The sequence below is a fragment of the Pseudomonas sp. GD04019 genome (genome assembly GCF_029837695.1).
Lineage (GTDB): Bacteria > Pseudomonadota > Gammaproteobacteria > Pseudomonadales > Pseudomonadaceae > Aquipseudomonas.
The window spans coordinates 28,315-55,309 of the sequence record NZ_JAOEEA010000001.1 but is presented as its reverse complement, the minus strand read 5'-3'; the positions used below and the strand labels follow the sequence as shown (position 1 = coordinate 55,309).

General features: G+C 66.0%; 27 protein-coding genes. 12 read left to right on the top strand and 15 right to left on the bottom strand.

From position 1 onward, the window contains the following. Positions 1 to 14 precede the first annotated feature (14 nt). Positions 15 to 911 (top strand): EamA family transporter RarD, encoded by an 897-nt coding sequence (gene rarD / locus N7607_RS00295; RefSeq protein WP_279864971.1) that lies wholly within the window; start codon positions 15 to 17, stop codon positions 909 to 911. Here rarD and N7607_RS00290 read toward each other — a convergent pair whose 3' ends face one another. Continuing rightward, positions 912 to 1,448, bottom strand: a complete 537-nt coding sequence (locus N7607_RS00290) for a dihydrofolate reductase family protein (protein WP_279864972.1) — start codon at positions 1,446 to 1,448, stop codon at positions 912 to 914. A 106-nt stretch (positions 1,449 to 1,554) separates the two neighbouring features. Continuing rightward, complete coding sequence (locus N7607_RS00285) at positions 1,555 to 2,208, bottom strand: 7-cyano-7-deazaguanine/7-aminomethyl-7-deazaguanine transporter (RefSeq protein WP_279864973.1); 654 nt, start codon at positions 2,206 to 2,208, stop codon at positions 1,555 to 1,557. A gap of 175 nt (positions 2,209 to 2,383) precedes the next feature. Between N7607_RS00285 and N7607_RS00280 the strand changes: the two genes are divergently transcribed. After that, the gene (locus tag N7607_RS00280; protein ID WP_279864974.1) at positions 2,384 to 3,730 is read left to right on the top strand and encodes a DEAD/DEAH box helicase; all 1,347 of its coding nucleotides are present in this window, start codon (positions 2,384 to 2,386) and stop codon (positions 3,728 to 3,730) included. Between the two features lie 210 nt (positions 3,731 to 3,940). Here the strand turns inward: N7607_RS00280 and N7607_RS00275 are convergent, their stop codons facing one another. Next, positions 3,941 to 4,918 carry a zinc-dependent alcohol dehydrogenase family protein gene (locus N7607_RS00275; RefSeq protein WP_279864975.1) on the bottom strand — a complete coding sequence of 326 codons (978 nt, stop codon included), beginning with the start codon at positions 4,916 to 4,918 and terminating at the stop codon, positions 3,941 to 3,943. Between the two features lie 137 nt (positions 4,919 to 5,055). On the opposite strand from N7607_RS00275, the gene N7607_RS00270 reads away from it, so the two are divergent. Continuing rightward, complete coding sequence (locus N7607_RS00270; RefSeq protein ID WP_279864976.1) at positions 5,056 to 5,781, top strand: ABC transporter substrate-binding protein; 726 nt, start codon at positions 5,056 to 5,058, stop codon at positions 5,779 to 5,781. Here N7607_RS00270 and N7607_RS00265 read toward each other — a convergent pair whose 3' ends face one another. Next, positions 5,782 to 6,504, bottom strand: a complete 723-nt coding sequence (locus N7607_RS00265) for an rRNA pseudouridine synthase (protein ID WP_279864977.1) — start codon at positions 6,502 to 6,504, stop codon at positions 5,782 to 5,784. A gap of 155 nt (positions 6,505 to 6,659) precedes the next feature. Here N7607_RS00265 and N7607_RS00260 point away from each other — a divergent pair, with 155 nt between their 5' ends. Then, complete coding sequence (locus N7607_RS00260) at positions 6,660 to 7,733, top strand: PQQ-dependent sugar dehydrogenase (RefSeq protein WP_279865205.1); 1,074 nt, start codon at positions 6,660 to 6,662, stop codon at positions 7,731 to 7,733. 120 nt (positions 7,734 to 7,853) lie between these two features. Here N7607_RS00260 and N7607_RS00255 read toward each other — a convergent pair whose 3' ends face one another. Continuing rightward, positions 7,854 to 10,055, bottom strand: coding sequence for an LTA synthase family protein (locus N7607_RS00255; protein WP_279864978.1), 2,202 nt, complete (start codon positions 10,053 to 10,055; stop codon positions 7,854 to 7,856). A 352-nt stretch (positions 10,056 to 10,407) separates the two neighbouring features. On the opposite strand from N7607_RS00255, the gene N7607_RS00250 reads away from it, so the two are divergent. Both N7607_RS00250 and N7607_RS00245 read left to right on the top strand, forming a co-directional pair. Next, entirely contained in the window at positions 10,408 to 11,241 is an 834-nt protein-coding gene (locus N7607_RS00250) for a S1-like domain-containing RNA-binding protein (protein ID WP_279864980.1), read from the top strand. A 128-nt stretch (positions 11,242 to 11,369) separates the two neighbouring features. Beyond that, positions 11,370 to 11,807, top strand: a complete 438-nt coding sequence (locus tag N7607_RS00245; protein WP_279864982.1) for a PaaI family thioesterase — start codon at positions 11,370 to 11,372, stop codon at positions 11,805 to 11,807. 1 nt (position 11,808) lies between these two features. Here N7607_RS00245 and cmoB read toward each other — a convergent pair whose 3' ends face one another. The 3 genes from cmoB to N7607_RS00230 all read right to left on the bottom strand — a co-directional run bounded on the left by cmoB (position 11,809) and on the right by N7607_RS00230 (position 14,154). Then, positions 11,809 to 12,777, bottom strand: coding sequence for a tRNA 5-methoxyuridine(34)/uridine 5-oxyacetic acid(34) synthase CmoB (gene cmoB, locus N7607_RS00240; protein WP_279865206.1), 969 nt, complete (start codon positions 12,775 to 12,777; stop codon positions 11,809 to 11,811). Next, positions 12,777 to 13,520: a carboxy-S-adenosyl-L-methionine synthase CmoA gene (gene cmoA / locus N7607_RS00235; protein WP_279864984.1), complete on the bottom strand. Its 744-nt coding sequence runs from the start codon at positions 13,518 to 13,520 to the stop codon at positions 12,777 to 12,779. Before cmoA ends, cmoB begins: the two co-directional genes overlap by 1 nt. A gap of 64 nt (positions 13,521 to 13,584) precedes the next feature. Further along, on the bottom strand, positions 13,585 to 14,154 hold the full coding sequence (locus N7607_RS00230) for a hypothetical protein (protein WP_279864986.1): 570 nt from the start codon (positions 14,152 to 14,154) through the stop codon (positions 13,585 to 13,587). Positions 14,155 to 14,321: 167 nt separating this feature from the next. Here N7607_RS00230 and N7607_RS00225 point away from each other — a divergent pair, with 167 nt between their 5' ends. After that, positions 14,322 to 16,022, top strand: a complete 1,701-nt coding sequence (locus N7607_RS00225) for a diguanylate cyclase (protein WP_279864987.1) — start codon at positions 14,322 to 14,324, stop codon at positions 16,020 to 16,022. On the opposite strand, the gene N7607_RS00220 is transcribed toward N7607_RS00225, so the two are convergent. The 5 genes from N7607_RS00220 to lon form a co-directional block, all read right to left on the bottom strand. Then, positions 15,977 to 16,663, bottom strand: coding sequence for a lysoplasmalogenase (locus tag N7607_RS00220; RefSeq protein ID WP_279864988.1), 687 nt, complete (start codon positions 16,661 to 16,663; stop codon positions 15,977 to 15,979). The two genes, N7607_RS00225 and N7607_RS00220, sit on opposite strands and share 46 nt — an antisense overlap. Positions 16,664 to 16,751: 88 nt before the next feature. Beyond that, positions 16,752 to 17,036 carry a hypothetical protein gene (locus tag N7607_RS00215; RefSeq protein ID WP_279864990.1) on the bottom strand — a complete coding sequence of 95 codons (285 nt, stop codon included), beginning with the start codon at positions 17,034 to 17,036 and terminating at the stop codon, positions 16,752 to 16,754. A 5-nt stretch (positions 17,037 to 17,041) separates the two neighbouring features. Next, a complete protein-coding gene (locus N7607_RS00210; RefSeq protein WP_137972325.1) occupies positions 17,042 to 17,443 on the bottom strand; it encodes a protease inhibitor I42 family protein in 402 nt (133 codons plus the stop codon). Between the two features lie 94 nt (positions 17,444 to 17,537). Continuing rightward, positions 17,538 to 18,032, bottom strand: coding sequence for a GNAT family N-acetyltransferase (locus tag N7607_RS00205; RefSeq protein WP_279864991.1), 495 nt, complete (start codon positions 18,030 to 18,032; stop codon positions 17,538 to 17,540). 55 nt (positions 18,033 to 18,087) lie between these two features. Continuing rightward, positions 18,088 to 20,499, bottom strand: a complete 2,412-nt coding sequence (gene lon / locus N7607_RS00200) for an endopeptidase La (protein ID WP_279864992.1) — start codon at positions 20,497 to 20,499, stop codon at positions 18,088 to 18,090. Between the two features lie 183 nt (positions 20,500 to 20,682). Here lon and N7607_RS00195 point away from each other — a divergent pair, with 183 nt between their 5' ends. Beyond that, a complete protein-coding gene (locus tag N7607_RS00195) occupies positions 20,683 to 21,435 on the top strand; it encodes an AraC family transcriptional regulator (RefSeq protein ID WP_279864994.1) in 753 nt (250 codons plus the stop codon). Between the two features lie 84 nt (positions 21,436 to 21,519). On the opposite strand, the gene N7607_RS00190 is transcribed toward N7607_RS00195, so the two are convergent. Next, positions 21,520 to 22,374 carry a sulfurtransferase gene (locus N7607_RS00190; RefSeq protein WP_279864996.1) on the bottom strand — a complete coding sequence of 285 codons (855 nt, stop codon included), beginning with the start codon at positions 22,372 to 22,374 and terminating at the stop codon, positions 21,520 to 21,522. A gap of 118 nt (positions 22,375 to 22,492) precedes the next feature. On the opposite strand from N7607_RS00190, the gene N7607_RS00185 reads away from it, so the two are divergent. Continuing rightward, positions 22,493 to 23,284, top strand: coding sequence for a lysophospholipid acyltransferase family protein (locus N7607_RS00185; protein ID WP_279864997.1), 792 nt, complete (start codon positions 22,493 to 22,495; stop codon positions 23,282 to 23,284). 128 nt (positions 23,285 to 23,412) lie between these two features. On the opposite strand, the gene N7607_RS00180 is transcribed toward N7607_RS00185, so the two are convergent. Next, complete coding sequence (locus tag N7607_RS00180; protein ID WP_279864998.1) at positions 23,413 to 24,474, bottom strand: SMP-30/gluconolactonase/LRE family protein; 1,062 nt, start codon at positions 24,472 to 24,474, stop codon at positions 23,413 to 23,415. Positions 24,475 to 24,609: 135 nt separating this feature from the next. Here N7607_RS00180 and rnd point away from each other — a divergent pair, with 135 nt between their 5' ends. From rnd to N7607_RS00165, 3 genes are read left to right on the top strand one after another with little or no spacing between them, the layout of a single operon-like run. Next, positions 24,610 to 25,725, top strand: coding sequence for a ribonuclease D (gene rnd, locus N7607_RS00175; RefSeq protein WP_279864999.1), 1,116 nt, complete (start codon positions 24,610 to 24,612; stop codon positions 25,723 to 25,725). After that, positions 25,722 to 26,015: a YcgL domain-containing protein gene (locus tag N7607_RS00170; protein ID WP_279865001.1), complete on the top strand. Its 294-nt coding sequence runs from the start codon at positions 25,722 to 25,724 to the stop codon at positions 26,013 to 26,015. The genes rnd and N7607_RS00170 overlap by 4 nt, the downstream gene beginning before the upstream one ends. Continuing rightward, a complete protein-coding gene (locus tag N7607_RS00165) occupies positions 26,015 to 26,941 on the top strand; it encodes a D-2-hydroxyacid dehydrogenase (protein WP_279865002.1) in 927 nt (308 codons plus the stop codon). Before N7607_RS00170 ends, N7607_RS00165 begins: the two co-directional genes overlap by 1 nt. Positions 26,942 to 26,995: the final 54 nt, after the last annotated feature.

Sequence of the window (26,995 nt, the reverse complement as noted above, 5' to 3'; positions counted from 1 at the left end):
GGTCGGAGGCGGCGGTGCAGCTGTCGGGTCGTGGTGTGGCGCTGTCCGTGGCGGCGTCGGTGATGTTCGTACTGATTCCCGGCTACGTGCGCGAACTGGCGCCGCTGGACGGCCTGCAGGTGTTCGCCCAGCGCATCCTCTGGTCGATTCCGGCGGTCCTGCTGCTGGTGGCCCTGGCCCGACAATGGGACGTGCTCGGCGCGGCCTTCGTGCGCCTGCGCCGCGAGCCGCTGCTGCTGGCCGCATTGCCGCTGGCGGCGGCGTTGATGGGTGTGCAGTGGCTGCTGTTCGTCTGGGCGCCGCTGGCCGGCAAGATGCTCGACGTGTCTCTCGGCTACTTTTTGCTGCCGCTGGCCATGGTGCTGGTCGGCCGGTTGTTCTACGGCGAGCGTCTGCGCCCGTTGCAGCGCATCGCCGTGTGCTGCGCGCTGCTGGGTGTGGCCCACGAGCTGTGGCTGACCCGTGCCTTTTCCTGGGTGACCCTGGTAGCCGCCCTCGGCTATCCGCCGTACTTCATGCTGCGCCGCTGGATGAAGCTGGATGCGCTGTCCGGCTTCGTTCTGGAGATGCTGATGCTGGCGCCACTGGCCATCTGGCTGATCCATGCCTACGGCCCGCCGGCGGTGTTCGCGCAGGTGCCGCAGCTGTGGTGGCTATTGCCCGGTTTGGGCCTGCTCAGCGCGTTGGCCTTCGGTGCCATGATGGCGGCCAGTCGCCTGTTGCCGCTGGGGCTGTTCGGCATTCTCAGTTATGTGGAGCCGGTGCTGCTGTTCGGCGTCGCCGTGCTGTTCCTAGGCGAGGCCTTCGCTCCCCAGCAGCTGTGGACCTACGGGCCGATCTGGCTGGCGGTGCTGCTCACCGGCTGGGACAGTGCGCGTCTGTTGCACAAGCAGGCGCGACAGGCGAGCTAGTCAGGCGTCTTCCGCCAGCACCTGGTAGTGCAGCTGCGTCACGCCGCTGCTCAAGCTCTGCTGCCCGCGCAGGCGCAGACGGCGCTCCAGGCCGGTGGCAAACAGCGGGATGCCGGCACCCAGCAGATACGGAACGATGTTCACCAGCAGCTCGTCGAGCAGACCGGCGGCCAGGCAGTTGCCGGCCAGGCTGCCGCCGCCCACCAGCCAGACCCGCTTGCAGCCACGTGCTGCTAGTTCCTCCAGCGCTTCTATGGGCGTGCAGTGGCGCCCGTCGACATCGCTTGGCGGTGCCTCCAGCGGATTGCGCGCGAGAACCAGGCAAGGCTTGCCGGCATAGGGCCAGGCATTATCAAGGCCGCGCAGCATGTCGTAGGTGGCGCGGCCCATCAGCAGGCCATCGATGCCCTGATAGAACGCCGCGTAGCCATGACTGTCATCGGTCACGGCGGGCGACAGCCAGTCCACCTGCCCATCCGGGCGGGCGATATAGCCATCCAGGCTGGCGGCTACGTGGTAGATCAAGGCTGGTTTCATGCAATTCCCCAGGGCTGCCTGGTGATGCGGGCCGCTGCGCTGGGGCGAGCCGCTCTTCTCCAGTGGGTCATACTGGGTTCGAGCGCGGCTGCGCTTGAATGTTCCTTCAGGCCGGCGCCTGGGCTCGGTTGTCCAGCACTCGCAGTATGGCGCGCAGCAGCACGCCGTACAGCGGCACGAACAGCATCAGGCTGACGGCCAGCTTGACCCCGTAGTCCACCGTGGCGATCTCCACCCAGTGCTCGGCCATGAAGGGGTTGTCGCTGCGCCAGAAGGCCACCGAGAAGAAGGCGAAGGTGTCCAGCAGGTTGCCGAGGATGGTCGAGGCGGTCGGCGCTATCCACCACTGGCGCAGCTGGCGCAGGCGATCGAACACCTGGATGTCGAGCAGTTGGCCGAGCACATAGGCGAGGAAGCTGGCCACCGAGATGCGCAGGACAAACTCGTTGTACTCGCCGAGTGCCGCCAGGCCGCGGAAGGCGCCTTCCTGGAACAGCACCGAGACCACGTAGGAGGCGAGCAGGGCGGGAATCATCACGCGGGCGATCACCTGACGCGCCGGGCTCTTGCCGAGCAGGCGCACGGTCAGGTCGCTGGCCAGGAAGATGAACGGGAAGCTGAACGCGCCCCAGGTGGTGTGCCAGCCGAACAGGGTGATCGGCAGCTGCACCAGGTAGTTGCTGGCGATGATGATGAGGATGTGGAAGGCGATCAGCACGGCCAGGGCCGGACGCTGGTGCGCCGAATGGGGCAGAAGCATGGAAGCTACCTTTTTAGTGGATGGGGTTAGGGAACCCATGCCGGCCGGAATGGCTGGCGGCGCGCATTCTATCCGTTCGGACGGTTTTGTACAAAATTCGATCAGATGCGGCCTTTTGCCCCGACAACCGGTAACCTATGCAGCTGTTTTCCGATTTTGCGCCGAGGTAAGTCCTGTGTTCTCCCAATTCGCCCTGCATGAACGCCTGCTCAAGGCCGTCGCCGAGCTGAACTTCACCGAGCCGACGCCGGTGCAGCTCGCGGCCATTCCGCCGGCTCTGCAGGGGCGTGACCTGCGGGTGACGGCGCAGACCGGCAGTGGCAAGACCGCAGCCTTCCTGCTGCCGCTGCTCAACCGGCTGCTTGGCGATGCCAACTCCAAGCAGCGCACTGACGTGCGTTCGCTGATCCTGCTGCCGACCCGCGAGCTGGCCCAGCAGATCGTCAAGGAAGTCGAGCGTTTCTCCCAGTTCACCTTCCTCAAGTCGGCGCTGGTCACCGGCGGCGAGGACTTCAAGGAGCAGGCGGCCATACTGCGCCGTCAGCCGGACCTGCTGATCGCCACGCCCGGTCGTCTGATGGAACACCTCAACGCCGGCAGCCTGAAGCTCAACGGGGTCGAGGTGCTGGTACTGGACGAGGCCGACCGCATGCTCGACATGGGCTTCGCCGAGGACATCGAGCGCATCACCGCCGAGTGCGCCAACCGCCAGCAGACCCTGCTGTTCTCCGCCACCGGCGGTGGCAAGGTGCTGCGCGAGATGATCGCCAAGGTGCTGCGCGAGCCGGTGCATCTCAAGCTCAACAGCGTCGACCAGCTCGGCGAGACCACCGTCCAGCAGATCATCACCGCCGACGATCCGGGCCACAAGGAACGTCTGGTGCACTGGCTGCTGAGCAACGAGACCTACCGCAAGGCCATCGTCTTCACCAACACCCGGGTGCAGGCCGATCGCCTGTACGGTCACCTGGTGGCGGCGGACTACAAGGCCTTCGTGTTGCACGGCGACAAGGACCAGAAAGACCGCAAGCTGGCCATGGACCGCCTCAAGCAGGGTGGCAGCAAGGTGCTGGTGGCCACCGACGTGGCGGCCCGCGGCCTGGATATCGAGGGTCTGGATCTGGTGATCAACTTCGATATGCCGCGCTCCGGCGATGAGTATGTGCACCGCATCGGCCGTACCGGTCGTGCCGGCGCCGAGGGCCTGGCGGTATCGCTGATCTGCCACAACGACTGGAATCTGATGTCGAGCATCGAACGCTACCTCAAGCAGCGTTTCGAGCGCCGGGTGATCAAGGAGCTCAAGGGCAGCTACCAGGGGCCGAAGAACGTCAAGGCATCCGGCAAGGCCGTCGGCGTGAAGAAGAAAAAGACCGACAAGAAGGATGGCTCGAAGAAGAGTGCGGCCAACAAGCCTGCAGCCGCCAAGCGCCGCTCGAACGCGCCGAAGGCCGCGCCCTCCAGCCTGGTCAGCCAGGACGGCATGGCCCCACTGAAACGCAAGAAGCCGGCGGCGGAGTGAAACTGGCTCCCCTCTCCCTATGGCAGAGGGGCTGGGGCGGCCCGCGTAGGGTGAGGGGAGTTCAGGCCGCTCCGAGCTGCCTTTGACGCCCTCACCCCGACCCTCTCCCGGAGGGAGAGGGGGTAGTCCGAGTTACTGCTCGATGGGACGAAGCCGGCGGTGAAACGAGAAGGGGGCCTACAGGCCCCCTTTTCTTTTTGCGTGAGCCGCTCAGGGCACTATCAGGATCTTGCCGTCGCGCTCGCCAGCGGCGGCCGCAGCAATGGCTTCCTTGATCTGGCTGATGTTGTAGGTGGCGGCGACACGGGCCTTGAGCTTGCCGCTGGCGATCAGCTGGGTCAGCTCGCCGAACACGCGGAACTGGTCGGCCTGGCTGGCCTTCTGGAACCACTTGGCCAGCCAGAAGCCGCGCAGGGTCACGTCGCGGAACACGAAGGAGGCCGCCGACACCTGGCACGGCTCGCCGCTCATCAGACCGTAGTTCACCAGCTTGCCGCCCTCGCTCAGGCAGGCCGCCACGTGATCGGTGGCGGCGCCGCCCACGGCGTCAATGCCGAGCATCACCGGCGCACCACCGGTGGCCTCGCGTACGCGCTTGTGCAGGTCAGGGCCGTCCAGCAGCACCACGTCACCGCCCTCGGCCTTGACCCCGGCCACCGCGGCTTCGCGGCGCACCACGTTGATGGTCTTGAAACCACGCAGCTTGGCCAGCTGGATCAGGTAGCCGCCGACGCCGGAGTTGGCCGCGTTCTGGATCACCCAGTCGCCCGGCTTGAGGTCCACGAACTCGCTGAGCAGCAGGGAGGCGGTCGGCGGGTTGATGGTCATCATCGCCAACTGTTGCGGATCGGCGTCCGGCAGCGGGATCAGCTTGGCGGCGGGGGCGTGCAGGTGGGTGACCCAGGTGCCGATGCCCACCGGCAGCAGCACGGTCTGGCCGACCTTGACGTTGCTCACGCCTTCGCCCAGCTGTTCGACGCGGCCGACGCCCTCGTTACCGCCGATGGCCGGCAGCGGCGGCAGCATGCCGTATTCGCCGGTCAGGGTCAGTACGTCGGAAGGGTTGATCGGTGCCGCCAGCACCTTGACCAGGGCCTGGCCGGCAGGCAGCGGTGGCAGTTGCAGCTCCACCGCTTCGATCACGTCCTGCGGGACCTTGCCGCGGTGTTGGTATTCGGCTTTGAGCATGGCAGTTCTCCATCGTCTGAGAGCGCTGAGTCTAGACCCAAGACGCCGCCATCGGATGAATCGCCCTGCATATGCGCGAGTGATGGCGCCAGCCATGGACGACCACCTATGCTAGGTCCATCGCTAAGGGGAACTGCATGTTTTCACGCGTCTGGCTGTGGCTGTTTCTGCTGCTGGCGCCCACCGCGCTGGCAGAGTCGCTGCGCATCGGCTTCGGCACGCACAAGCCGCCCTACGTATTCGAGGGCCAGAGCCGCGGGCTGGAGTACGACATCGTGGTGGCTGCTGTGCGCGCCGCAGGCGACGAGGTGGAGGTGCGCTACGCGCCCATGGAGCGGCTGCACCTGGCGCTGGGCAAGGGCGAGCTGGATGGCATCGCCACCACCAATGCCTACAGCGGCATGCCGGTCTACTACTCGGCGCCCTATATCCATTGTCAGAATGTCGCCCTGGCGCTGTCGTCGCGTGGCTACCGGATAAACAGCATCGCCGATCTGGGACGCTACTCGATCAGCACCTTCCAGCGCGCTCGCCACCTGCTTGGGCCGGAGTTCCAGGCCATGGCCGAGGCCAACCCGCGCTACCGTGAGGAGGCCCAGCAGATCAATCGCAACCGCCTGTTGTACAGCGGGCGTATCGACGTGGTGGTGGGCGACCCGCGCATCATGCGCTATTTCAATCGCGAGGTCGGCGAGCAGGTCGACACCAGCGTGGCGGTGACCCAGTACATGCTGTTTCCGCCAACCGCCTACAGCGTCGGCTTCCGCCTGCCGGAGCAGAGCGAGCGCTTCAACCGAGGCCTGGCGGCCATCCGCGCCAATGGCGAATACCTGCGCATAGAACAGCGCTACGCCAACTACTGATCAGAACTTCTCGTTCAACCCCAGATAGCGCCACTGGCCGACCGGCACCTTGGCCAGGCCGGTGCGGCCGAAGCGCAGGCGGCGGATGCCCAGCACCTGCAGGCCGACGTGTTCGCACATGAAACGCAGCTGGCCCGGTTGCACGGCCTTGATGGCGAAGCGCAGGCGCGTCTCGCTCTGCCAGCTGACCTTGCACGGCGGCACCGTCACGCCTTTGTAGGTCTGGCCGAAGCTCAGGCGCTTGAGGCCTTTTTCGTCCAGGCTACCGGCCACCTCCACCAGGTATTCCTGCTCCAGCGTCGCGCCCTGTTCCTTGAACAGGCGTACCACCGCGTGGCTCTGGCTGAACACCAGCAGGCCGCTGGCGTCGGTTTCCAGCGGGGTGAGCAGTTCCAGGCGGCGCAGGTGGCGGTTCAGCGGGCGGATGCCGCTGGCATCCTCGGCCCAGTGGTGGGCGTGGCTGAGCAACTGCTGGGTGGAGTTGGCGCCCATGCCGCAGCCGAGGCCGACCGGCTTGTGCAGCAGCAGTGTGATCGGCGGCTGGGTCTCGGCCTTGGCGCCGGGCAGCAATACCACCTGCTCGTCGCGCACCGGGTGCTGCGGCTCCTCGATCACCTGGCCATCCACCGTGACCCAGCCGCCCTCGATGTACAGCTCCGCCTCGCGGCGCGAGCAGGAGATCTGCTGGATCAGGCGTTTCGACAGGCGTTCGGCTTCGGTCATGGCAGCGGGTGTCACATCAGGAAATGAAAGGCATTGTAACCGGCCTGGGGCCTGCACCGGGATTGGGCTAAAAGAAAGGTCGGGCGAGAGCGAGGACGAACATGCGGCAGATATTGGCAATCCTGATCACGGGCACGCTGCTGGCGGCGCCGGCCATGGCCGAGCGTAGCGAGCTCGGAGAGCTGCAGCTGACCGAGGTGGTGGGCGGTCTGGAACATCCCTGGAGCCTGGCTTTCCTGCCGGATGGCCAGGGCAGCCTGATCACCGAGCGCCCAGGGCGCCTGCGCTGGCTGGATGCCCAGGGGCGTCTTCAGGCGCCGTTGACCGGGGTACCGCAGGTGTATGCCCGTGGCCAGGGCGGCTTGCTGGACGTTGCACTGTCGCCGGACTTCGTCCGGGATCGCCTGGTCTACCTGAGCTATGCCGAGGCGGACGAGTCCGGCAACAAGGCCGGTACCGCGGTCGGCCGTGGTCGGCTGAAGGAAGACATGAGTGCGCTGGAGGATTTCCGGGTGATCTTCCGCCAGCAGCCCAAGCTGTCCGAGGGCATTCATTTCGGCTCGCGCCTGGTCTTCGATGATCAGGGCTTCCTGTACATCAGTCTGGGCGAGAACAACCAGCGCGCCACCGCCCAGGAACTGGACAAGCTGCAGGGCAAGCTGGTGCGGCTGAAGCCAGACGGCAGTGTGCCGCCGGACAATCCCTTCGTCGGCAAGCCGGGCGCACGCACGGAGATCTGGTCCTACGGCCACCGCAATCCCCAGGGGATGGCAGTCAATCCCTGGAGCGGCGCCATCTGGCTGCACGAGCACGGCCCGCGCGGCGGCGACGAGATCAATATTCCGCGCAAAGGACGCAACTACGGCTGGCCGCTGGCCACCCACGGGGTCAACTACAGCTTGCTGCCAATTCCCGAGGCCGAAGGCGAGCGGGTGGCCGGCACCGAGGCGCCGCAGCACGTGTGGGAAAAGTCGCCGGCGATCTCCGGCATGGCCTTCTATGCCGCCGAGCGCTTCCCGGCCTGGCAGCACAGCCTGTTCATCGGTGCGCTGGCCGACCAGTCGCTGATCCGCCTGCAGCTGGACGGCGACAGGGTGGGGCATGAGGAACGTCTACTGCAGGACAAGGGTTGGCGCATCCGCGATGTGCGCCAGGGGCCGGATGGCTACCTGTATCTGCTGATCGATGCACCGGACGGCAAGCTGGTCCGGTTGGGGTTGGGTTACTAAAGCCAAAAAGCCCTCTCCCTCTCGCGTTGCGGGAGAGGGGCGACGAGCAGCCCGGATGCATCCGGGAAACAGGGGCTCCGTCCCCGGATTGCATCCGGGCTACCAGCTGGGCGGCAACCCTTAGTGAGCCGCCGCCTCCATGGCCGAGTCGACTTCCTGGTTAGCCACCAGCTCCGGCGGCAACGGCTCGGTGACCACGCTGAAGTCGCTGATGCGGATGGCGCCGCGGCCTTCGCCAAGCAGGTGGAAGGAGAACGCCTTGCGGGTTTCCGGGTTGTCGAAATCGAAGCTCAGCTCGACGATCTCGCCGCGCTTGAGCGCCGGCAGCGGCGGGATGGTCAGGCTGTTGTTGCGATCGAATTCCTTGGTGATCAGGCGCAGCGCCGCGCCGTTGCGGTCCAGGCGCACGGCTTCGATCTTCAGGGTCACGCGGGTGCGGGTGCCCTTGGGCATTTCCAGGTACTGGGCGCCGATCAGGTTGTCCGTCCAGTCGTCGCGCGATTCGACCTTGAGGTCGATGCGCTCGCGGTTGGCGAACTGATAGCGCTGGCCGATCTGCCCGCCAGTGATGGACTGGTCGAGCAGGGCGGCGCGCTGGCTGACCAGGCGTGCCTGGCGCCCGGTGACCCGGCCCATGTACTTGGGATGGGCGGTGATGAAGCCGGTGCTCTCGTAACGGCGGCACACCTGCTGGAAGGTGCACTCGGTGAACACCTTGCCATCGTGCTGACGCAGCAGGCCGTTGGTGTACGACATGATCTCGCGCGGGGTGGCGTAGTCGCGGAACAGCGAGCGGCCGGCGATGTTGTCCGGGACCGGCAGGTCGAAGTAGTCGAGCACCGAGGTGGTCAGGTCGACGTGGCCGTATACCCCAGGCTTGACCTTGGGCAGCTGGTCGCCATCCGGCGCCAGCACCAGGTTGAAGCCCCAGGCCGAGGCCAGGCGTACGTTTTCCAGGCCGTGGGATTCGTCGGAGGTGACGATCACCAGGGTGTCCTTGAGCACGCCCTGTTTCTCCAGGCCTTCGAGGAAGTCAGCGACCGCATCGTCCAGGTAGCCGATGGCGGCCTGCTTGGCGGTGGGGTAGCGCTCCAGGTACTCCTTGGGCGCGGAATAGGGTTGGTGGGTGCCGACGGTGAGCAGGGTGAGCATCCACGGCTGCTGGTTGCCGCGCAACTGCTTGACATACTTCAGCGCACCCTCGAAGTAGGCCTTGTCGTCCATGCCCCAGGGGAACTCCAGGTACGGCTTGTTCTTGAACCAGTCGCGGCCGTGGGTCTGCTGGAAGCCCATGTGCGGCATGATCTGGTCCTTGGCCATGAAGCGTAGGCCGGCGCCCTGTAGGAAGTGGGTGCGGAAGCCCATGGTGCGCATCTGGTGCGGCAGGCATTGCAGATTGCGGGTCTGGCTGTTGAGCAGCTCCACGCCCTTGGGCGTGCCGGAGTCCAGCTTGCCGTAGTCGCCACAGAGCATGGAGTACAGGCCGCGGATGGTCTGGTGGCTGTGCAGCACGTAGTCCGGGGTGGTCATGCTGCGCTCGGCCCACTCGCTCAGGCGCGGCATCAGGTCTTCTTCATAGCTGCTGCCGATCAGTTGGCGGTTCTTGGCGATATACGCGCCAGGAATGCCTTCCAGGGTCACGATCAGCACGTTGCGCGCCTTGCCGCCGCCGGGCAGCAGCGGTGCGCCGGACAGGTCCAGCTTGCTCAGGCCGTCGATATCCGGCGGCAGGCCGGAGTCCTCACCGGCATGCAAGTCCTCCACCGCCACGCGTACGCGGCTGGTACCTTCGGCCAGCACCTTGTGCGGCAGGTTGAACAGACGCCACTGGTCGTCCTCGCTGGGCTCCAGGTACTGATCGATGGCGTGGCTGCACAGCAGGGCGACCGGCAGCACATAGGCGTAGCGGGAAATCTTTGGTCCGGCTTTGCGTCCGACCAGCAGGCAAGCCAGCACGCCGATCACCAGGGCGCCAGCCAGCAGCGGGTAGCGCAGGCCGCTACCCTGGGTGGACTGGCTGACGAACTGGGGATCGCTCAGGTATTTGAGATCGCTGGGCTCGGGCATGCGCCCGACCGCGTTGACCAACTCGGCGTTGCTCAGCAGGAAGAGGGCCCAGATCGCGGCCAGCGGAGCCGCCAGCAGCGGCCGGCGATAGCACAGCAGCAGGAGCAGCCCACCGATGCCCAGGTCGGAAACATAGCCCGGCCAGCTCGACCAGCCCAGCCAGTAGCGGGCGGCGATGGGCAGCACAACGAACAGCAGGCCGAGGGCGAAAAGCGACGCGGCAGGGTACGGCAGCCAGCGACTGGAAAGGCGCACAGGAGCTCCTGGGATAGGGCGGCGAGAATCCGTGTAATTCAGACAGATGGGGCGGGTCGAAGTTGCGGAATGCCATGATTCTGAAACATGCCCGTGCTAGACGCCAGTGGCGCATGTTACCGGCTGTCTCCCAGTAGGGCCTGTTGACGCTTTTCGCGTCCGCGTTGCTGCGCCAAAATCGCGCCAGGCCGGACGGCGATCCGCTAGGCGCGGGACGCAGGGAATGGTGATCCCTCGTCAAGTCCAGCAACAACGCATGGCGCGATTTGGCGCGCAACCCGTTGCAGCCGTGACAAAACGTCAACAGGCCCTAGGGTGTAGAATGCCCGCCTCTTCGAATTGGGTGGTGAACATGGCTCTGATCGGGCGCTACAACTCTCTGCAGGTGGCTAAGCTGGCCGACTTCGGCCTCTATCTCGACGGCGATGCCGATGGCGAGATCCTCTTGCCCAAGCGCTACATCCCCAAGGGCGAGCCGTGCGAGGTCGGCGACTGGCTCAACGTCTTCGTCTACCTGGACAGCGAGGACCGCCTGATCGCCACCACCGAGAAGCCCAAGGTGCAGGTCGGCGGCTTCGCCAGCCTCAAGGTGGTGGATATCAATCGCATCGGTCTGTTCTTCGACTGGGGCCTGTCCAAGGACCTGCTGATGCCGCACTCCGAGGAGAAGCGTCCGCTGCAGGTCGGCGACTACTGCGTGGTGCACGTCTACCTCGACCGCAGCCGGCGCATCACCGCCACCGCGCGCCTGGACCGCTATCTGGACAAGACCCCGGCGAACTATCAGGTGGGTCAGGAAGTCGACCTGCTGGTGGTGGAGCAGACCGACCTGGGCTTCAAGGCCATCATCAATGGCCAGCACTGGGGCCTGATCCACAAGAACGAGGTGTTCAAGTTCCTGCGTGGCGGCTCCCAGGAAAAGGGCTTCATCAAGGAGCTGCGCGCCGACGGCAAGATCAGCCTGAGCCTGCAGCCGGTCGGCCAGCAGGCTCGCGATGAGCTGTCCGAGCAGATCCTCACTGCACTGCGTAACGCCGGCGGCAAGCTGGCGCTGTCCGACAAGAGTCCGCCGGAAGTCATCAGCAAGGCTTTCGGCGTCAGCAAGGGCAACTTCAAGAAGGCCATCGGCGGGCTGTTCAAGCAGGGCCTGATCCGCATCTTCGATGACCGCATCGAGCTGGTCTGAGACCGATGCATCGGCGCTGGGCCGCCTAACGGCCGATTCCGCCATGCTCGCGGGCTGTCTGGCCGTGGTGATTTCGCTGCCTTTGTGGCGCGATAGAGTGGCGGCGTATTTCACCCAGCGGAGTCGCCATGAGCCCCGAGGAACACTACCAGCGCTTGCAGACCATGTATGGCGCCGCACCAGTCAACGCCTTCTACCAGCTGGTCATGCGTGTCCGCGATGGCGAGGCGGAGATCGAGATTCAGGTGGAGGAGAAGTTCTTTCACGCCGCCGGTGCGGTGCATGGCTCGGTCTACTTCAAGCTGCTCGACGATGCGGCTTTCTTCGCCGCCAACTCCCTCGAGCCCGAGGTGTTCGTGTTGACCACGGCCTTCACCACCTACCTCACCCGCCCGGTGTCGGCCGGCAAGCTGAAAGCGGTGGGCAAGGTGGTCAACCGCAACAAGTCGCAGTTCATCGCCGAGGCCGTGCTGTATGGCGAGGACGGCAAGGAAGTGGGGCGCGGCAACGGCGTGTTCGTGCGCAGCAAGATTAGCCTGGGCGACGCTTTGGGCTACCTGGACTGAGTCAGGGCTTGCGCGCCAGCAGCACGGCGCGGGTCGGCGCCGGCAGACCTTCGAGGGTGCGGCTGTGGTCGGCCGGGTCGAGGAATTCCGGTAGCGACTGGTAGCGCATCCACTCGGTGCTGCGTTGTTCCTCGACGCTGGTGGTGGAGACATCCACGCAGCGCACGTCGACGAAGCCGGCGCGGCGCAGCCACAGCTCCAGGGCCGGCACCGAGGGCAGGAACCAGACGTTGCGCATCATCGCGTAGCGGTCCTCGGGCACCAGCACCTGCTGGGCATCGCCTTCCACCACCAGGGTCTCCAGCACCAGCTCGCCGCCCTTGAGCAGGCAGTCCTTGAGCTCCAGCAGATGGTCGATGGGCGAGCGGCGGTGGTAGAGCACGCCCATGGAGAACACGGTGTCGAAGCCTTCCAGCTTCGCCGGCAATTCCTCCAGGGCCAGCGGCAGGTGCCAGGCCGGTGCATCGGGCAGGTAGTGCTTCACGGCGAGGAACTGGTTGAGGAACAGCCAGTTGGGATCGACGCCCACCACGGCATCGGCACCGGCGCCGAGCATGCGCCACATGTAGTAGCCGTTACCGCAGCCGACATCGAGGATGCGTTTGCCGGCCAGGTCCAGATGCGGGGCGACCCGTTCCCATTTCCAGTCCGAACGCCATTCGGTGTCGACGTGCACGCCGAACAGCTCGAACGGCCCCTTGCGCCAGGGGATCAGGCCCTGCAGCGCGCTCTTCAGCGCGGTGCGCGTGGCCTCGTCACAGGCTCCGTCCAGGCGCAGCGCAGTGCGCAGCTCGGTGTTTTCCAGCGCCAGTGTCGGCAACGCCTCGACGGCGGCGAACCAGCGCGCGAGGTCGCCGTGGCCCACGGCGAGCTTGGCGTCGAGCTGGGCGGGCAGGTCGGCGGCCCACTCCTGCAGCGGGCTGCCGGCCAGTTGCTGTTGCAGGGCGTCGAGGTCGAGGCGGGAGAAGATCATGGCAGGGCGATCAGCGAGGCAAAGTTGAGGCACTGGAACCAGGGCACGACCTTGGAGAAGCCGGCCGCCAGCAGGCGCTCGCGGTGCTGCTCCAGGCTGTCGGGCTTCATCACGTTCTCGATGGCGCTGCGCTTCTGGGCGATTTCCAGTTCGCTGTAGCCATTGGCGCGCTTGAACGCCAGGTGCAGCTCGCCGAGCAGGGCCTGTTCGGCATCATCGGCGAAACGCAGCTTTTCCGAGAGGATCAGCGCGCCGCCCGGCAGCAGGGCCTGGCGGATGCGGCTCAGCAATTCCAGGCGCTGTTCCGGGGCAACGAACTGCAGGGTGAAGTTGAGCGCCACCAGCGAGGCTGGCTGGAAGTCCAGGGTGAGGATATCCGCCTCGAGGACCTCGACCGGCAGCAGCTCCTGGAACATGGCGTCCTGGGCGTGCAGGTACTCGGAGCAGCGCTCGACCATGGCGTGGGAGTTGTCCACCGCGATCACCCTGCAGTCGTCGGTGCGCACATGGCGGCGCAGGGCCTGGGTCACCGCGCCGAGGGAGCAGCCAAGGTCGTATAGAGCGCTGTGCGGCTGGGCGAACTGCGCGGCCAGCACGCCGAGGTTCTCGACGATGGTCGGGTAGCCCGGTACCGAACGCTTGATCATGTCCGGGAAGACCTTGGCCACGTCCTCGTTGAAGACGAAGTCCGGCACCTGGTCCAGGGGCTGGGCGAAGAGTCGGTCGGGCTGCTGTTTCACGGTGATTTGGTCCGGGCGCAAAGGCCGGCATTCTAGCCAAGAGCTTGCAGCAACCCAACCGCCATCAGGGCAACTGGTCCAGGATGAACTCGCCGCCGCCCTGTAGCGGGCCCAGCGGGTTGCGCTTGACCTCGTAGCGGCGGATGTTCGGCTCGCCGTTGCTGACCTTGTGCACCAGGGTGTCGTCGACCAGCACGAATACCGCGCGGAAGGTCCAGCCCTTCAGCTCCCGCGTCTTGCGGAAGTTGAGCACGTCGGCCCAGAAGCTGCCCACACGCTGGGTGTCGGTCTTGTTGAACTCGAAGGCGTAGCCGATGCAGCGATCCTTGGCCTCCAGGCAGCGCAGCATGCCGTCCGGCAGGTATTCGATGGGCACGTTGGGCTGTACGAACATCAGACGCAGGTCGATGAACGAGAGCATCTTGCCGTTACCCTGGCTGAGCGGGTCGAAGCCCAGCTCGAACAGCTCGACGCGGGTGGTCTTGTCCGGTTGCGCCTGGGCGTAGCGGATCTCGGTATCGAGATAGTCCCCGAAGGGGGAGGTGACCTCCGCTCGCTGGCTGGGCAGCAGGCTGGTGCAGCCGGACAGCAGGAACAGCGAAAGCATCAGTAGCGCCCACGGGTCGCCATGCATGGCAGCCTCCTTGAAAGGTCCTGATTCTCTCTATAGACGATTTGCCGAGACGTTGCCGTCTCGCCCGTGAGACAGCCGGCTTATCCGTGGCTATGACCGGAAACGGGTGGCTATCCGGACTGCAGCGGTTACTCTTGTGCTATCTGCCCGATAAGGAACGCAGGGAAATGCGGACGGCAACACGACTCCAGGCCGGCTTCACGCTGGCCATCCTGATGCTCAGCCTCAACCTGCTGGTGCCGCTGTTCGGCGAACGTTGGATCGACGCCACCCATATGCGCTACGAGCAGGAGGAGAGGCTGCTGGCCAACAGTCAGCAACTACTGGCGGCGCTGACCGATGGCGAGACCGGGCAGCGCGGTTTCGTCATCACCGGCCGTGATGATTTCCTCTCGCCGCTCTACCTGGGGTTTTCCGAAGTGGACCGTCTGCTCCTGGTGCTGGAGCAGAGCGCGACCGAGGACGCTGAGCTCAAGCAGCACCTGGACAGATTGAAACCGGTGATCGCCGAGCAGCGCAGCTACCTGCAGGGCACCGTCGACGTACGCCGCCAGGCGGGAATCGAGGCGGCGGTGGCGCGCGTCTCCACCGGCAAGGGCAAACAGCTGATGGACACGTTGCGCACCTTCAGCGGCGAGATGCAGGCTGACCTGAACGTTCGCCTGCAGATTCTCGAGCAGCGCCGCGGATGGCAGCGCAGGGTAATGATCGGCGGTATGGTGGCGACCGGCCTGCTCGACCTGCTGCTGATCGGGCTGCTGAACTACTTCACTTTCCGCACCCTTAGGGACGGGCGCACAGCCCGTCACAGCCTGCGCAATCTCAGCGAGCAGCTGTCCAGTGGCATGCAGCGCCTGGAGCTGCGCAATCGCGAAATTTCCCTGCTCAGCCGCATGGCTGGGGCGTTGCACTCGATCAACAGCTTCGACGAGTGCTACGGCATCATCGGCCGCTTCGCCGGCCAGCTGTTTCCGCAGAATGCCGGCAGCCTGACGCTCTACCACCCCTCCCGCGACGTGCTGGAGAGCGTGGCCCACTGGGGCGACTGGCCACAGGACATGGATCTGTTCGAGCCGCATTCGTGCTGGGCCATCCGCCGCGGCCAGAGCCACCAGGTGCAGGACCCGGGCAAGGACCTGCTGTGCCCACACCTGCATGGCACTGCTCTGGCCGAGCAGGGTTACCTCTGCGTGCCGCTGATGGCTCAGGGCGAGCCACTCGGGGTACTGACGCTGGGCGGCAACAAGGCGGCCGACCTGGAGCTGGCCGAGGCCTTCGCCGAGCAGGTATCGCTGGGCGTGTCCAACCTGTCGCTGCGCGAGAGCCTGCGGCAGCAGTCGCTGGTGGATGCCCTGACGGGGCTGCACAACCGCCGCTTCCTCGACGAGACCCTGCGCCGCGAGTTGTTGCGCGCCTCGCGCAAGCAGTCGCCGGTGGCCGTGGTGCTGCTCGATGTGGACCACTTCAAGCGCTTCAACGACACCTTCGGCCACGAGGCCGGCGACCTGGTGCTGCGCCACCTGGCCATGGAGATGAAGCGCAGCGTGCGCACCAGCGACCTGGCCTGCCGCTACGGCGGCGAGGAGTTCTGCCTGGTAATGCCGGAGATCAGCCGCGAGGATGCCATCGAGCGCTGCGAATCCCTGCGCCTGGCCGTAAGCCGTCTGCAGGTACGCTACGGTGGCCAGCCACTGGGGCCGATCAATATCTCGCTCGGCCTGGCCTGGTTCCCGCTGGACGGCGAACAGATGGATGCGCTGCTGCACGCTGCCGACCTGGCCCTGTACCAGGCCAAGCGCGGCGGGCGTAACCGCCTGTGCATCTATCGCCGGGAGATGGACGGCGCCGAGGAAGCTCCTTCCAGTTGAGCCGGTCGGGCGAGCAGGACCACCGCCGAGGCGGTGATGCCGAGTTGCCCCAGCCAGTAGCTGAGGATGATGGCGTAGCCGGCGCCCTCGAACGGCGCGACGAAGCGGTTGATACCGATCAGGCTGTCCGACAGCACGAACAGCGCCGCGCCGCCCGCCGCCAGCCAGGCGGAGGTGGCCGCCACCGCGCCGATCCGCGCCAGCGCTCGCCACAGCATGGCGCCGATGGCCAGGCTGTACAGCGCCACCGGCAGCAGCAGTGGCCCGAGGCCGGCGCCGGCCAGCACGAAGAACATGCCGCCGGCCGCAAGCGCGGCGATCAGCAGGTCGAGAGGTGCCAGGCGGCGCGTATCGCTCAGGTAAGCCACCAGGTAGGCGAGGTGGGCGAGCAAGAAGGCCCCCAGGCCGAATACGAACAGATCGGCCGACCACTGCAGCAGCATGTCGCCCAGCAGCGAAAACCCCAGGCCGATGGCGATCCAGCGCCGATAGGTGCCGGCCGGCGCCTGGCGCAGCCAGATCAGCAGGCAGATCATCGGCACTGGCTTGCTCAGTAGCGTCAGCCACTGGAATTCGAGGTGCAGGCCGAGCAGGAACAGGGCGACGCCGGCGAGGGCGAGGATCAGCAGCAGTGGGCGCATGGCGGGGCTCTCTTGTTGTTTGCGCCATTATTGCCATCGCCCTGGCTCAGGCCAGTGCGTTAAGTGCCAGGCCGGGTGGTTTATCGCGTCAGCTGCTGACGCCGAACGTGCTGAAGGGCAACAGCAGGCAGGTTGCCAGTTTGGGATATCGGGCGCCGAAGGCGGCGCCCAGCGCTGCGCCGCCCAGCGCCCAGAGTGCGAGTTGGCTCAGCGAGGCGGGCGGCGCCGAAAAGGCCAAGCGTCCCAGACTCACTATCCAGAAGCAGGCCATGGCGCCGATCACGGCGCCGGCCAGGCGATCTCGCTTGCGGATGGGCGAGTTCCACCAACTGGAGAACCGCTGCCGCTGGTTCTGGATGAACTGGCTTGGCATGCCGCTCAGCGCACTTCGATCTGGCAGTCGATGATCTTGGCTGGCTTTACTTCCACTTCCCAGGGACGCCGATACTGCATCAGCAGGCGGCCCGTGCCGGGCTGATAGGCCTGGTAGCGCCACGTGGACTGCCCGCCGGCGCCCACCAGTCCGGCGTCTTCCGGCGTCACGTAGACCTCCTTGCCCAGGCTGCGCAGCACGCCGGGCGCCGCGTCGGCCACTACCCAGCGGAAGCCGGTGGTGGGATTGCTCGGCAGGGTGATGTTCAGGGTCTGGCCGCTGTGCAGCTCCATCGGGCATTTGCCCAGCTGCTTCTCTTCCACGCTCACGCTGGGTTTCGGTTGCGAGGTGCAGGCGGCGAGTAGGGCGAGGCTGCAAGGCAATAGCAGGCGATGGGCACGGTTCATGGCGGACTCCTGTCGATCGAAAACCCGCACAGCATAGCGGTTGGTGGGGCTTGTCGGGGCGGGATTCGATAAGCCCAGCGGTCTGGTGGGGCGGCTAGAGCACCAAGCGCATTTTCTCTGGCTGGTCTTCCCTGCCGTCAGGGCGTGTGCAAACGGGGAGATCCTCGACCCATGCGAAACCTGCTTTTTTATAGAGATTTCTTGCTGCTTCGTTCGACTTCAAAACGGAAAGATCGATGGAGGTGAAATCCAGGTTTTTGCAATGACGTATCACCGCGGACAGGAGTGCCTCGCCATAACCACGTCGTCGATAGTCCTGCTTGACCTGCATGCCAAGAATGGCGACCTGGGCATCACCACCCTCCCGGCAAAAGCTCTCGGGATAGGCTTCCGCTGAGGCGATGACGTTATTGCCCTCTTCGGCAACATAAATGGGCCAGTTGTTTTCTTCGGCCGTCTTCAGCGCGTGGCGTACGGCATCCTTGGGTGGTGGTGTGGCCCGAGCGGAGTATTTTCCCTCGGCATTTACCTCGCCAAACAGTGCATAGAATGCGTCGAGATCCTGCTGGCAGATACGCCTGACTTCCATGTTCTTTCCTGAATAAGGTGTATTCAACGGTAGGGTGGTCTATCCGGCTCTAGCATCAGCCAAACAGCACCCTGGCCACGTCGGTATAGCGTTTGGCGAAGTGCACGGTCAGCCCTTCCTTGAGGTAGCCCGGTAGCTCGGCAAAGTCGCCGCGGTTGGCCTCGGGCAGGATCAGTTCGAAGATCTTCTGCCGCCGCGCGGCGATCACCTTCTCGCGGACTCCGCCGATGGCCAGCACCTGGCCGGTGAGGGTCAGCTCGCCGGTCATGGCCACGCCTTTCTTCGGCGCCTGGTTGCGGGCCAGGGAGAGCAGGGCGCTGGCCATGCTGATGCCGGCGCTGGGGCCGTCCTTGGGGGTGGCGCCTTCCGGTACGTGCAGGTGGACGAAGGCCTGGTCGAAGAAGGTCGCATCGCCGCCGAACTTCTTCAGGTTGGCGCCGATGTAGCTGTAGGCAATCTCCGCCGACTCCTTCATCACCTCGCCGAGCTGGCCGGTGAGCTTGAAGCCGCGGTTGAGGGTGTGGATGCGCGTGGCTTCGATCGGCAGGGTGGCGCCGCCCATGCTGGTCCAGGCCAGGCCGGTGATCACGCCGGTGCCGTTGAACACCTGTTCGCCGCGGAACACCGGCATGCCCAGGTAGGCCTCCAGGTCGCGGGGGGCGATCTTCACCTGGCTGCCCGGGTTGTCCAGCAGCTGCACCACCGCCTTGCGCACCAGCTTGCCCAGCTGCTTCTCCAGCTGGCGCACTCCGGCCTCGCGGGCGTAGCCCTCGATCACGCCCTTTAGCGCTGCATCGTTGATGCTCAACTGCTGCTTGCTGACGCCGGCTTTCGCTAGCTGGCGCGGCCACAGATGGCGCTTGGCGATGGCCAGCTTCTCCTCGGCGATATAGCCGGACAGGCGGATCACCTCCATGCGGTCGAGCAGCGGCCCGGGAATGGAGTCGAGGGTGTTGGCGGTGCACACGAACAGCACCTTGGACAGGTCCAGGCGCAGGTCCAGGTAGTGGTCGAGGAACTCGACGTTCTGCTCCGGGTCGAGGGTCTCCAGCAGCGCCGAGGCCGGGTCGCCCTGGTAGCTGGCGCCCATCTTGTCGATCTCGTCGAGCATGATCACCGGGTTCATCACCTCGGCTTCCTTCAGTGCCTGCACCAGCTTGCCGGGCATGGCGCCGATGTAGGTGCGGCGGTGGCCCTTGATCTCCGCCTCGTCGCGCATGCCGCCGACGCTGAACCTATAGAACGGCCGACCGAGGGATTCGGCGATGGATTTGCCGATGCTGGTCTTGCCCACGCCGGGCGGGCCGACCAGCAGCACGATGCTGCCGGAGATCTCGCCCTTGAAGGCGCCGACGGCGAGGAACTCGGTGATGCGTGCCTTGATGTCGTCCATGCCGGCGTGGTGCTTGTCCAGCACCTTGCGGGCGTGGCCGAGGTCGAGCTTATCCTGGCCGAACACACCCCAGGGCAGGGCGGTGGCCCAGTCCAGGTAGTTGCGGGTCACGGCGTATTCCGGCGAGCCGGCTTCGAGGATCGCCAGTTTGTGCAGCTCCTCGTCGATGCGCTTCTTGGCCTGCTCGGGCAGGGTCTTGCCGGCCAGGCGCGCGCGGAACTCGTCGGCGTCGGCGCTGCGGTCGTCCTTGGTGATGCCCAGTTCATGCTGGATCACCTTGAGCTGTTCCTTGAGGAAGAATTCGCGCTGGTGCTGGCCGATCTTGCGGTCCACTTCGGCGGACAGCTCGTTCTGCAGACGCGCGACTTCCACTTCCTTGCGCAGCAGCGGCAGCACCTTCTCCATGCGCTTGAGGACCGGCACGGTATCCAGCACTTCCTGCAGCACGCTGGCGGGTGCTGTGGTCAGGGCGGCGGCGAAATCGGTGAGTGGCGACGGATCGTTGGGGCTGAAGCGGTTGAGGTAGTTCTTCAGCTCCTCGCTGTACAGCGGATTGAGCGGCAGCAGTTCCTTGATCGCATTGATCAGCGCCATGCCGTAGGCCTTGACCTCGTCGCGCTGGTCGTTGGCGTTCGATGGGTACTCGACTTCGGCCAGGTAGGGCGGGCGATGGCGCTTGAGCCAGCCACGCACCTTGACCCGGCTCAGGCCCTGGGCAACGAACTGCAGCTTGCCATCCACCCGGCTGGCTTGGTGGATCTTCACCAAGGTGCCGTGTTCGGGCAGGGAGGCGGTATCGAAGTGGCGCGGGTCGGTCACAGGCTGGTCGACATAGAACAACGCCAGGCACTTGTGCTCGGTGTTGGCCACCAGCTCCAGGGTCTCGGTCCAGTGTTCCTCGCTGACGATCACCGGCAGCACCTGGGCCGGGAAGAACGGCCGGTTGTGGATGGGCAGCACGTAGAGCTTGTCCGGCAGCGTCTGGCCGGGCAGGGCGAGGTGAGTAGCCTGGCGGTGCGCCTCGGCCTCGATGTACTCGGAACTGTAGTCGGAGCTGTTGTCCTGATCGCTCATGGCGGCCCTGTTCAGTCGATCGATGATGCGGTTTAGATGGGGCGAGGCCGTAGGTATTTCAATCCTGTTCTTTGGTTGCGCCTTTTCCTGATTGGGTGCAACCAGTGCCATCTGTCGGTGCTACTGCCTCTTTGCGGATTAACTGGGTAAAGTGCAACCCTCGCTTCGCTTTGGTGCATCTCCATGCTCAATGCCCGCCTCGCGTGCCTGGACAGCCAGGCCCACGAACACGCCCATGACTATCACCAGTTGGTGATGTCGCTGTCCGGGCGCGCGGAATTCGAGGTCAGTGGCCGCGGCGGTGAAGTCAGCCGCATGCGCGCCTGCCTGGTGCCGGGCGATGCCGATCACCAGTTCGCCGGCATGGGCGACAACCGCATGCTGATTCTCGATCTGGACGAGCGCGATACCTCGCCGGAAGACCTCAGTCTGCTCGCCGAGCTGTTCGAGAGCCCGCGCTACCCGACCCTGGACGCCGATTTCCAGAACCTGCTGAGCTACGCCGGCGCGGAGCTGGCTCGCTATGGCAGCGACCCGCACCTGGCACGCGCCCTCGGCGGCGTGTTGCTGCGCGCGCTGCACCTGCGCCTGTTCGGCGAGCGCGGTCGTGGCACTATCGCCAATCTGGATCTGGGGCGGCTGGATGCCTACATCGCCGAGCACCTGGCACGGCGGATCACGGTGATCGAGCTGGCCCAGGTGGCCTGCCTCAGTCCCAGCCACTTCCACGCCCAGTTCAAGGACAGCGTGGGCCTCACGCCCCACCAGTACCTGCTCAAGACCCGCCTCGACCACGCCGCGCGCCTGCTGCGCGAAAGCCCACTGGCGCTGGTGCGGATCGCCGAGGAATGCGGATTCTCCAGCCAGAGCGCACTGACCACGGCCATGCGCCGCTACATGGGGCTGACGCCCAAGCGGCTGCGCGGCCTGCAGTAGAGGTAATTTCCCCTCTCCCTTTGGGAGAGGGGCTGGGGTGAGGGTGTTCAGGCCACTCGCTGCCTCCCTCGCCCCTGGCGCTGCTCAATCGCCAGTCGCCACCGGGCGCGCCGGATCGGTGATCCATTCGCTCCACGAACCGGCGTACAGCGGCGCCAGCGGGTAGCCGGCCAGGCTCATGGCGAACAGGTTGTGGCAGGCGGTGACGCCCGAGCCGCAATAGGCCACCAGCGACCCCACCGGGCGCGCCCCGCGCAGAGCGTCGAAGCGGGCGCGCAATTGCTCGGCCGGCAGGAAGCGGCCATCGCTGCCGAGGTTGTCGGTGAACACCGCGCACTGGGCGCCAGGAATATGGCCGGCCACCGGGTCCAGCGGTTCCGTCTCGCCACGGAAGCGGTGCAGGGCGCGGGCGTCCAGCAGAGTGAGTTCGGGGTTACCCAGGCGCTGCTGCAATTGCCCGGCATGCAGCAGCAGGGCGGTATCGGCCTGGCCACTGAAGCTGCCCGGTGTCACCACCGGCGCTGCGTTGCTCAGCGGCAGCCCGGCTTCCTTCCACGCCTTGAGGCCGCCATCCAGCAGGTACACGCCGTCACGCTTGCCCAACCAGGCCAGCAGCCACCAGGCACGGGCAGCGAAGGCGCCGGGGCCGTCGTCGTACAGCGCTATCTGCGAGTCGTTGTCGATGCCCCAGGCACGCAGTCGCTCGACCAGCGCGGCTGGCTCCGGCAATGGATGGCGGCCGGTGACGCCCTTGATCTTGGCCGAGGAGAGGTCATGTTCCAGGTCGGCGAAGCGGGCGCCGGGGATATGTCCCTCGCCGTAGCTGCGGGCGCCATAGGTCGGGTCGTCGAGGGCGAAGCGGCAGTCGAGAATGACCAGGCCCGACTCCTGCAGGCGGGCGTGTAGATGGTCGGCGCTGATCAGCTGGGCGAGTGGCATGGGACCTCCTGTGTCGTATTCATCGCTAGGCGCATCATAAGGACAGCCACGAATAACCAGAAGCGAACCCGGGAGCCTTTCGGCACTCTCACTGCGGTTCGCCACACGAGGTAACCCCATGCTCAGCCTGCATCCTGCCATCGAAAGCGCCAACCTGGCCCGCCGCGTCGGCGTGGTCCTGGGGTCGCTGCTGGTCACCTTCTATTACTGCAGCAAGGTCCTGCTGCGTGCCGTCAGTGGGCGTCTGCGGCGGGCCGACGTGGACCGCTACACCCGCCGCTGGTCGGGCCTGCTGCTGCGCCTGGTGCGCATGAACCTCAGCGTGCACGGCGCGATGCCCGACTTCAACGACGGCCGCCGCTATATCCTGCTCAGCAGTCACGCCAGCCATTACGACATCCCCGCCAGCTTCGTCGCGCTGCCGGGCTCGATCCGCATGCTGGCGAAGAAGGAGCTGTTCGGCATCCCGATCTTCGGTTCGGCGATTCGCGCCGCCGAGTTCCCCTCGGTGGACCGGCACAATCGCCAGCAGGCGGTGAAGGACCTGGAGAAGGCCCGCAGCATGATGGAAAGCGGCATCGTCCTGTGGGCCGCGCCCGAGGGCACTCGCTCTCGAGACGGCCAGCTGCTGCCGTTCAAGAAAGGCTGCTTCCACTTGGCCCTGGATACTAACGCGGTGATAGTGCCGATCGCGTTCCGTGGCATCTCCGAGGTGCTACCGGCGCGCACCTGGCGCTTCAACCTCGGCCTGCCCGTGCAGTTGCACATCGGCGCGCCGATCGACGCCAGCCGCTACGACGTCGAGCAACTGCCCAAACTGATGGCCCAGGTGCGCCTGAGCATGCAGGATCTGCTGGGTGAGCCCGCGCCCACTGAGGCGCCGCCCAGACTCACCGAACAACCGGTGTGAAACGAAAAGCCCGCCGATTGGCGGGCTTTTTTCTCCCTCTCCCTCTGGGAGAGGGCTGGGGTGAGGGAGTACCAGATTGTCGCTAGCCCCCCTCACTTCCGGCCCCTTTCCCAGGGGAGAGGGAAGGATCAGCGGATCTTCAGCTTGCCGATCCGGTCATTGTCCAGGCTGCCCAGGTACAGGTAATCGCCCACCGGTTTCACCGAGGTGACCATGCGCAGGTGGGTGCCGCTGGTGTCGTGCAGGCTCTGCACGATCTCGCCCTTCTCGTTGAGGGCGATGGCCAGGCCGTAGGCGGCCGGCTTCGGCCACAGCGAGCGCGGCAGTTTGGCCAGCTGGGCCTTGACCCAGGGCTGGGCCTGGAGGAAATCGGCATCGCTCTTGCGCGGGGTCGGCAGGGCTACCCAGAAGGTGCCGGCGCGGTCGCCCTGCAGGTTGTCCGGCATGCCCGGCAGGTTGTCGGCGAACAGGTCATGGGTGCCGGCCTTGTCGCCTTTCAGCCAGTAGCGCTGGATGCGGTAGCGGTAGGTCTCGTTGACCAGCACGAAGTCCTCGTTCTGCGACAGCGCCACGCCGTTGGCGAAGTACAGATCCTTGAGCAGCACCTGGGTCTTGCCGGTCGCCGGGTCGAACACCATCAGGCGGCCATAGGGGCGGCCTTCGAGCAGGTCGAGCAGGTAGTCCGGCTGCTGGAACTTGCTGGAGGCGTCGGTGAAGTAGATGCGCCCGTCGCTGGCGATATCCAGGTCGTCGGTGAAAACGAACGGGCCGCCCTCGGCCTCGGTGGCCAGCACTTCGATCTTGCCGGCCGGGTCGATGCGCAGCAGGCCCTTGTAGGCGTCGGCGACGATCAGGTTGCCCCGGGCGTCGAAGTCCATGCCCAGCGGGCGGCCGCCGGTGGCGGCGAAGGTTTCCGCCTTGCCGTCCGCGCCGATGCGCACGACGCGCCCGTCATGCAGGCCGGCGTAGACCTGGCCCTGGGCATCGACTGCGGTGTCTTCAGGCCCATGGATCTGCCCCTGGGCCAGCAGCTTGGCCTTCATCAGGGTGTCGTTGGGTTCCAGCACGCCGGTCATCAGCGGCGCGGTCTGGGGTTTCCAGGCCAGTGGGTCGATGGGGCTGGGGGTGAGGTAGAGGAAGGCGCCGATGGCCAGGCCGACCAGCACGAGGAGGCCGAGGAGCTTTTTCATTGTGTTTCTTCCCTGGTTTGCGAGTGCGCGGGAGTGTACACGCTGGCGAGCCGGGAGTTGCCAGTGCGCGGGTCGTGAATGCCCGGTATCAACCACGTGCATATATACTGCGCGGCATCAATCAAGGAGTGCCGCGTGGCCATCGATATTCAATGGATCCTCGACGACGCCAGCCTGGCGCGTCACTGCGCCGAGTGGCGGCAGTTGCCCTACGTCGCCCTCGATACCGAATTCATGCGGGTCGACACCTTCTATCCCATCGCCGGCCTGCTCCAGGTCGGCGATGGCCGGCGTGCCTACCTGGTCGACCCGCTCGAAGTGAAGGACTGGACGCCCTTCGCCGAGCTGCTCGAAGACCGCAACGTGACCAAGGTGCTGCACTCCTGCAGCGAAGACCTGGAAGTTTTACTGCGCCTGACCGGGGCGCTGCCTGCGCCGCTGTTCGACACCCAGCTGGCCGCCGGCTACCTCAATATCGGCTTCTCCATGGGCTATTCGCGCCTGGTGCAGGAAGTGCTGAGCATCGAGCTGCCCAAGGGTGAGACCCGCTCCGACTGGCTGCAGCGGCCGCTGTCGGAGACCCAGGTCAGCTACGCCGCCGAGGATGCCGTGCACCTGGCCGAGCTGTACCAGGCGCTGCTGCCAAAGCTGTCGGCAGACAAGCTGGCCTGGATTCTCGAGGACGGCGCCGAGCTGGTCAGCAACCTGCGCCGCGAGATCGACCCGGACGAGGCCTACCTGGAATCCAAGCTGGCGTGGAAGCTGTCGTCCCAGCAGCTGGCCGTACTGCGCACCCTGTGCGCCTGGCGCGAACGCCAGGCGCGGGCGCGCAACCAGCCGCGCAACCGCATCCTGCGCGAACATTCGCTGTGGCCGCTGGCGCGCTTCCAGCCGGACAACACCGTGGCCCTGGCGCGTATCGAGGACATGCACCCGCGCACTGTGCGCCAGGATGGCGAGACCATCCTGCGCATGATCCGCGAGGCCGCTGCGCTGCCGCCGGAGCAGTGGCCGGCGACCCTGCCTGCCCCGCTGCCGATCGAGGCCGGCGCATTGCTGAAGAAGTTGCGCGCAGTGGGCCAGGCCGAGGCCGAGCGCCTGCAGATCGCCCCCGAGCTAATGCTGCGCAAAAAATCCCTCGAAGCCCTGCTCAAGAGTGGCTACCCCGACGGCCCATGGACGCTGCCGGACAATCTGCGCGGATGGCGCCGTGAACTGATGGGCCAAGCCCTGCTGGATGTACTGCAATGAAGAAGATCTGCTCCATCTACAAGAGCCCGCGCAAGAACGAGATGTACCTCTACGTGCTCAAGGCCGACGCCCTCAAGCGCGTGCCCGAGGGCCTGCTGGCCGCCTTCGGCGCGCCGCAGCTGTGCTTCGAGATGATCCTCACCCCGGAAAAGAAGCTGGCCCGCGAGGACATCACCCAGGTGCTGGAGAACCTCGACAAACAGGGCTACCACCTGCAGATGCCGCCGCCGGAAGATGAATACATCGAGCACCTGCCGGACGAACTGCTGCGCCGCAACGATCCGGTCTGATGCGCGTCCTCCTGCTGGAGCGTGACCACGCCCGCTACGCCGAGCTGCTGAGCGCCGCCGCGCCCGACCTGCAACTGCTGGCCGGCGAGCAGGCCACTGCTGGCGAGGCGCAGGCCTGCTCGGTATGGCTTGGCCAGCCGGACCTGCTGCTGCCGTTGTTGCGCCAGGGCCTGCGCCCCGACTGGTTGCAGTCCACCTGGGCCGGCATCACTCCGTTGCTGGGTATCGGCCTGCCGCGCGACTATCGCCTGACTCGCGCGGTCGGCATCTTCGGTCAGCCGATGGCCGAGTACGTGCTGACCTACCTGCTGGCCCATCGTCGCCGGGTGCTGGCGCGCCTGGCCAGCCAGGTCGAGCAGCGCTGGGACAACCAGGCACCACCCAGCCTGCGCGGCTGCAAGGTGCTGGTGGTCGGTGCCGGCGATATCGGCAGCGACATCGCCCGTTTCCTCTTGCCCTTCGGCGCGGAGCTGCGCGGCATCGCCCGCCAGCCGCGCGCCATCGTGCCCTTCGCCGAAGTGCATGGCCTGGACGCCCTGGCCGAGCAGGCGGCCTGGGCCGATTGCCTGGTCAACGTATTGCCGGATACCCCGGCCACCCGCGATCTCTGCGACGCGGCGCTGTTCGCCGGCATGCGCGCCGAGGCGCTGTTCATCAACGCCGGTCGCGGCGTGGCAGTGGTGGATGCCGACCTGGTGGCGGCTCTGCGCACCGGGCAACTGGCCGGCGCGGTGATCGACGTGTGCCGCGAGGAGCCGCTACCGCCCGGCCATCCGTTCTGGGATGCACCTCGCCTGCTGCTCACCGGCCACAGCTCGGCGCCCACCGAGCCGGCCGCCATGGCCAGGCTGTTCCTCGACAATCTGCAGCGCTACCGCGATGGCCAGGCCTTGCGCGGCGAGGTGGAATTCGCCCGCGGCTACTGACGGGCAGCGCTTGGCCGCGGATTCGTCTGCGGCTAGACTGCCGCGCCTTTACCC

Excerpts from the sequence above, each read along its gene's own strand:
- N7607_RS00290 (WP_279864972.1), bottom strand. The coding sequence starts at position 1,448 with ATGAAACCAGCCTTGATCTACCACGTAGCCGCCAGCCTGGATGGCTAT.
- N7607_RS00285 (WP_279864973.1), bottom strand. The coding sequence starts at position 2,208 with ATGCTTCTGCCCCATTCGGCGCACCAGCGTCCGGCCCTGGCCGTGCTG.
- N7607_RS00275 (WP_279864975.1), bottom strand. The coding sequence starts at position 4,918 with ATGCTCAAAGCCGAATACCAACACCGCGGCAAGGTCCCGCAGGACGTG.
- N7607_RS00270 (WP_279864976.1), top strand. The coding sequence starts at position 5,056 with ATGTTTTCACGCGTCTGGCTGTGGCTGTTTCTGCTGCTGGCGCCCACC.
- N7607_RS00265 (WP_279864977.1), bottom strand. The coding sequence starts at position 6,504 with ATGACCGAAGCCGAACGCCTGTCGAAACGCCTGATCCAGCAGATCTCC.
- N7607_RS00260 (WP_279865205.1), top strand. The coding sequence starts at position 6,660 with ATGGCCGAGCGTAGCGAGCTCGGAGAGCTGCAGCTGACCGAGGTGGTG.
- N7607_RS00250 (WP_279864980.1), top strand. The coding sequence starts at position 10,408 with ATGGCTCTGATCGGGCGCTACAACTCTCTGCAGGTGGCTAAGCTGGCC.
- N7607_RS00245 (WP_279864982.1), top strand. The coding sequence starts at position 11,370 with ATGAGCCCCGAGGAACACTACCAGCGCTTGCAGACCATGTATGGCGCC.
- N7607_RS00230 (WP_279864986.1), bottom strand. The coding sequence starts at position 14,154 with ATGCATGGCGACCCGTGGGCGCTACTGATGCTTTCGCTGTTCCTGCTG.
- N7607_RS00225 (WP_279864987.1), top strand. The coding sequence starts at position 14,322 with ATGCGGACGGCAACACGACTCCAGGCCGGCTTCACGCTGGCCATCCTG.
- N7607_RS00220 (WP_279864988.1), bottom strand. The coding sequence starts at position 16,663 with ATGCGCCCACTGCTGCTGATCCTCGCCCTCGCCGGCGTCGCCCTGTTC.
- N7607_RS00215 (WP_279864990.1), bottom strand. The coding sequence starts at position 17,036 with ATGCCAAGCCAGTTCATCCAGAACCAGCGGCAGCGGTTCTCCAGTTGG.
- N7607_RS00210 (WP_137972325.1), bottom strand. The coding sequence starts at position 17,443 with ATGAACCGTGCCCATCGCCTGCTATTGCCTTGCAGCCTCGCCCTACTC.
- N7607_RS00205 (WP_279864991.1), bottom strand. The coding sequence starts at position 18,032 with ATGGAAGTCAGGCGTATCTGCCAGCAGGATCTCGACGCATTCTATGCA.
- lon (WP_279864992.1), bottom strand. The coding sequence starts at position 20,499 with ATGAGCGATCAGGACAACAGCTCCGACTACAGTTCCGAGTACATCGAG.
- N7607_RS00195 (WP_279864994.1), top strand. The coding sequence starts at position 20,683 with ATGCTCAATGCCCGCCTCGCGTGCCTGGACAGCCAGGCCCACGAACAC.
- N7607_RS00190 (WP_279864996.1), bottom strand. The coding sequence starts at position 22,374 with ATGCCACTCGCCCAGCTGATCAGCGCCGACCATCTACACGCCCGCCTG.
- N7607_RS00185 (WP_279864997.1), top strand. The coding sequence starts at position 22,493 with ATGCTCAGCCTGCATCCTGCCATCGAAAGCGCCAACCTGGCCCGCCGC.
- N7607_RS00180 (WP_279864998.1), bottom strand. The coding sequence starts at position 24,474 with ATGAAAAAGCTCCTCGGCCTCCTCGTGCTGGTCGGCCTGGCCATCGGC.
- N7607_RS00170 (WP_279865001.1), top strand. The coding sequence starts at position 25,722 with ATGAAGAAGATCTGCTCCATCTACAAGAGCCCGCGCAAGAACGAGATG.
- N7607_RS00165 (WP_279865002.1), top strand. The coding sequence starts at position 26,015 with ATGCGCGTCCTCCTGCTGGAGCGTGACCACGCCCGCTACGCCGAGCTG.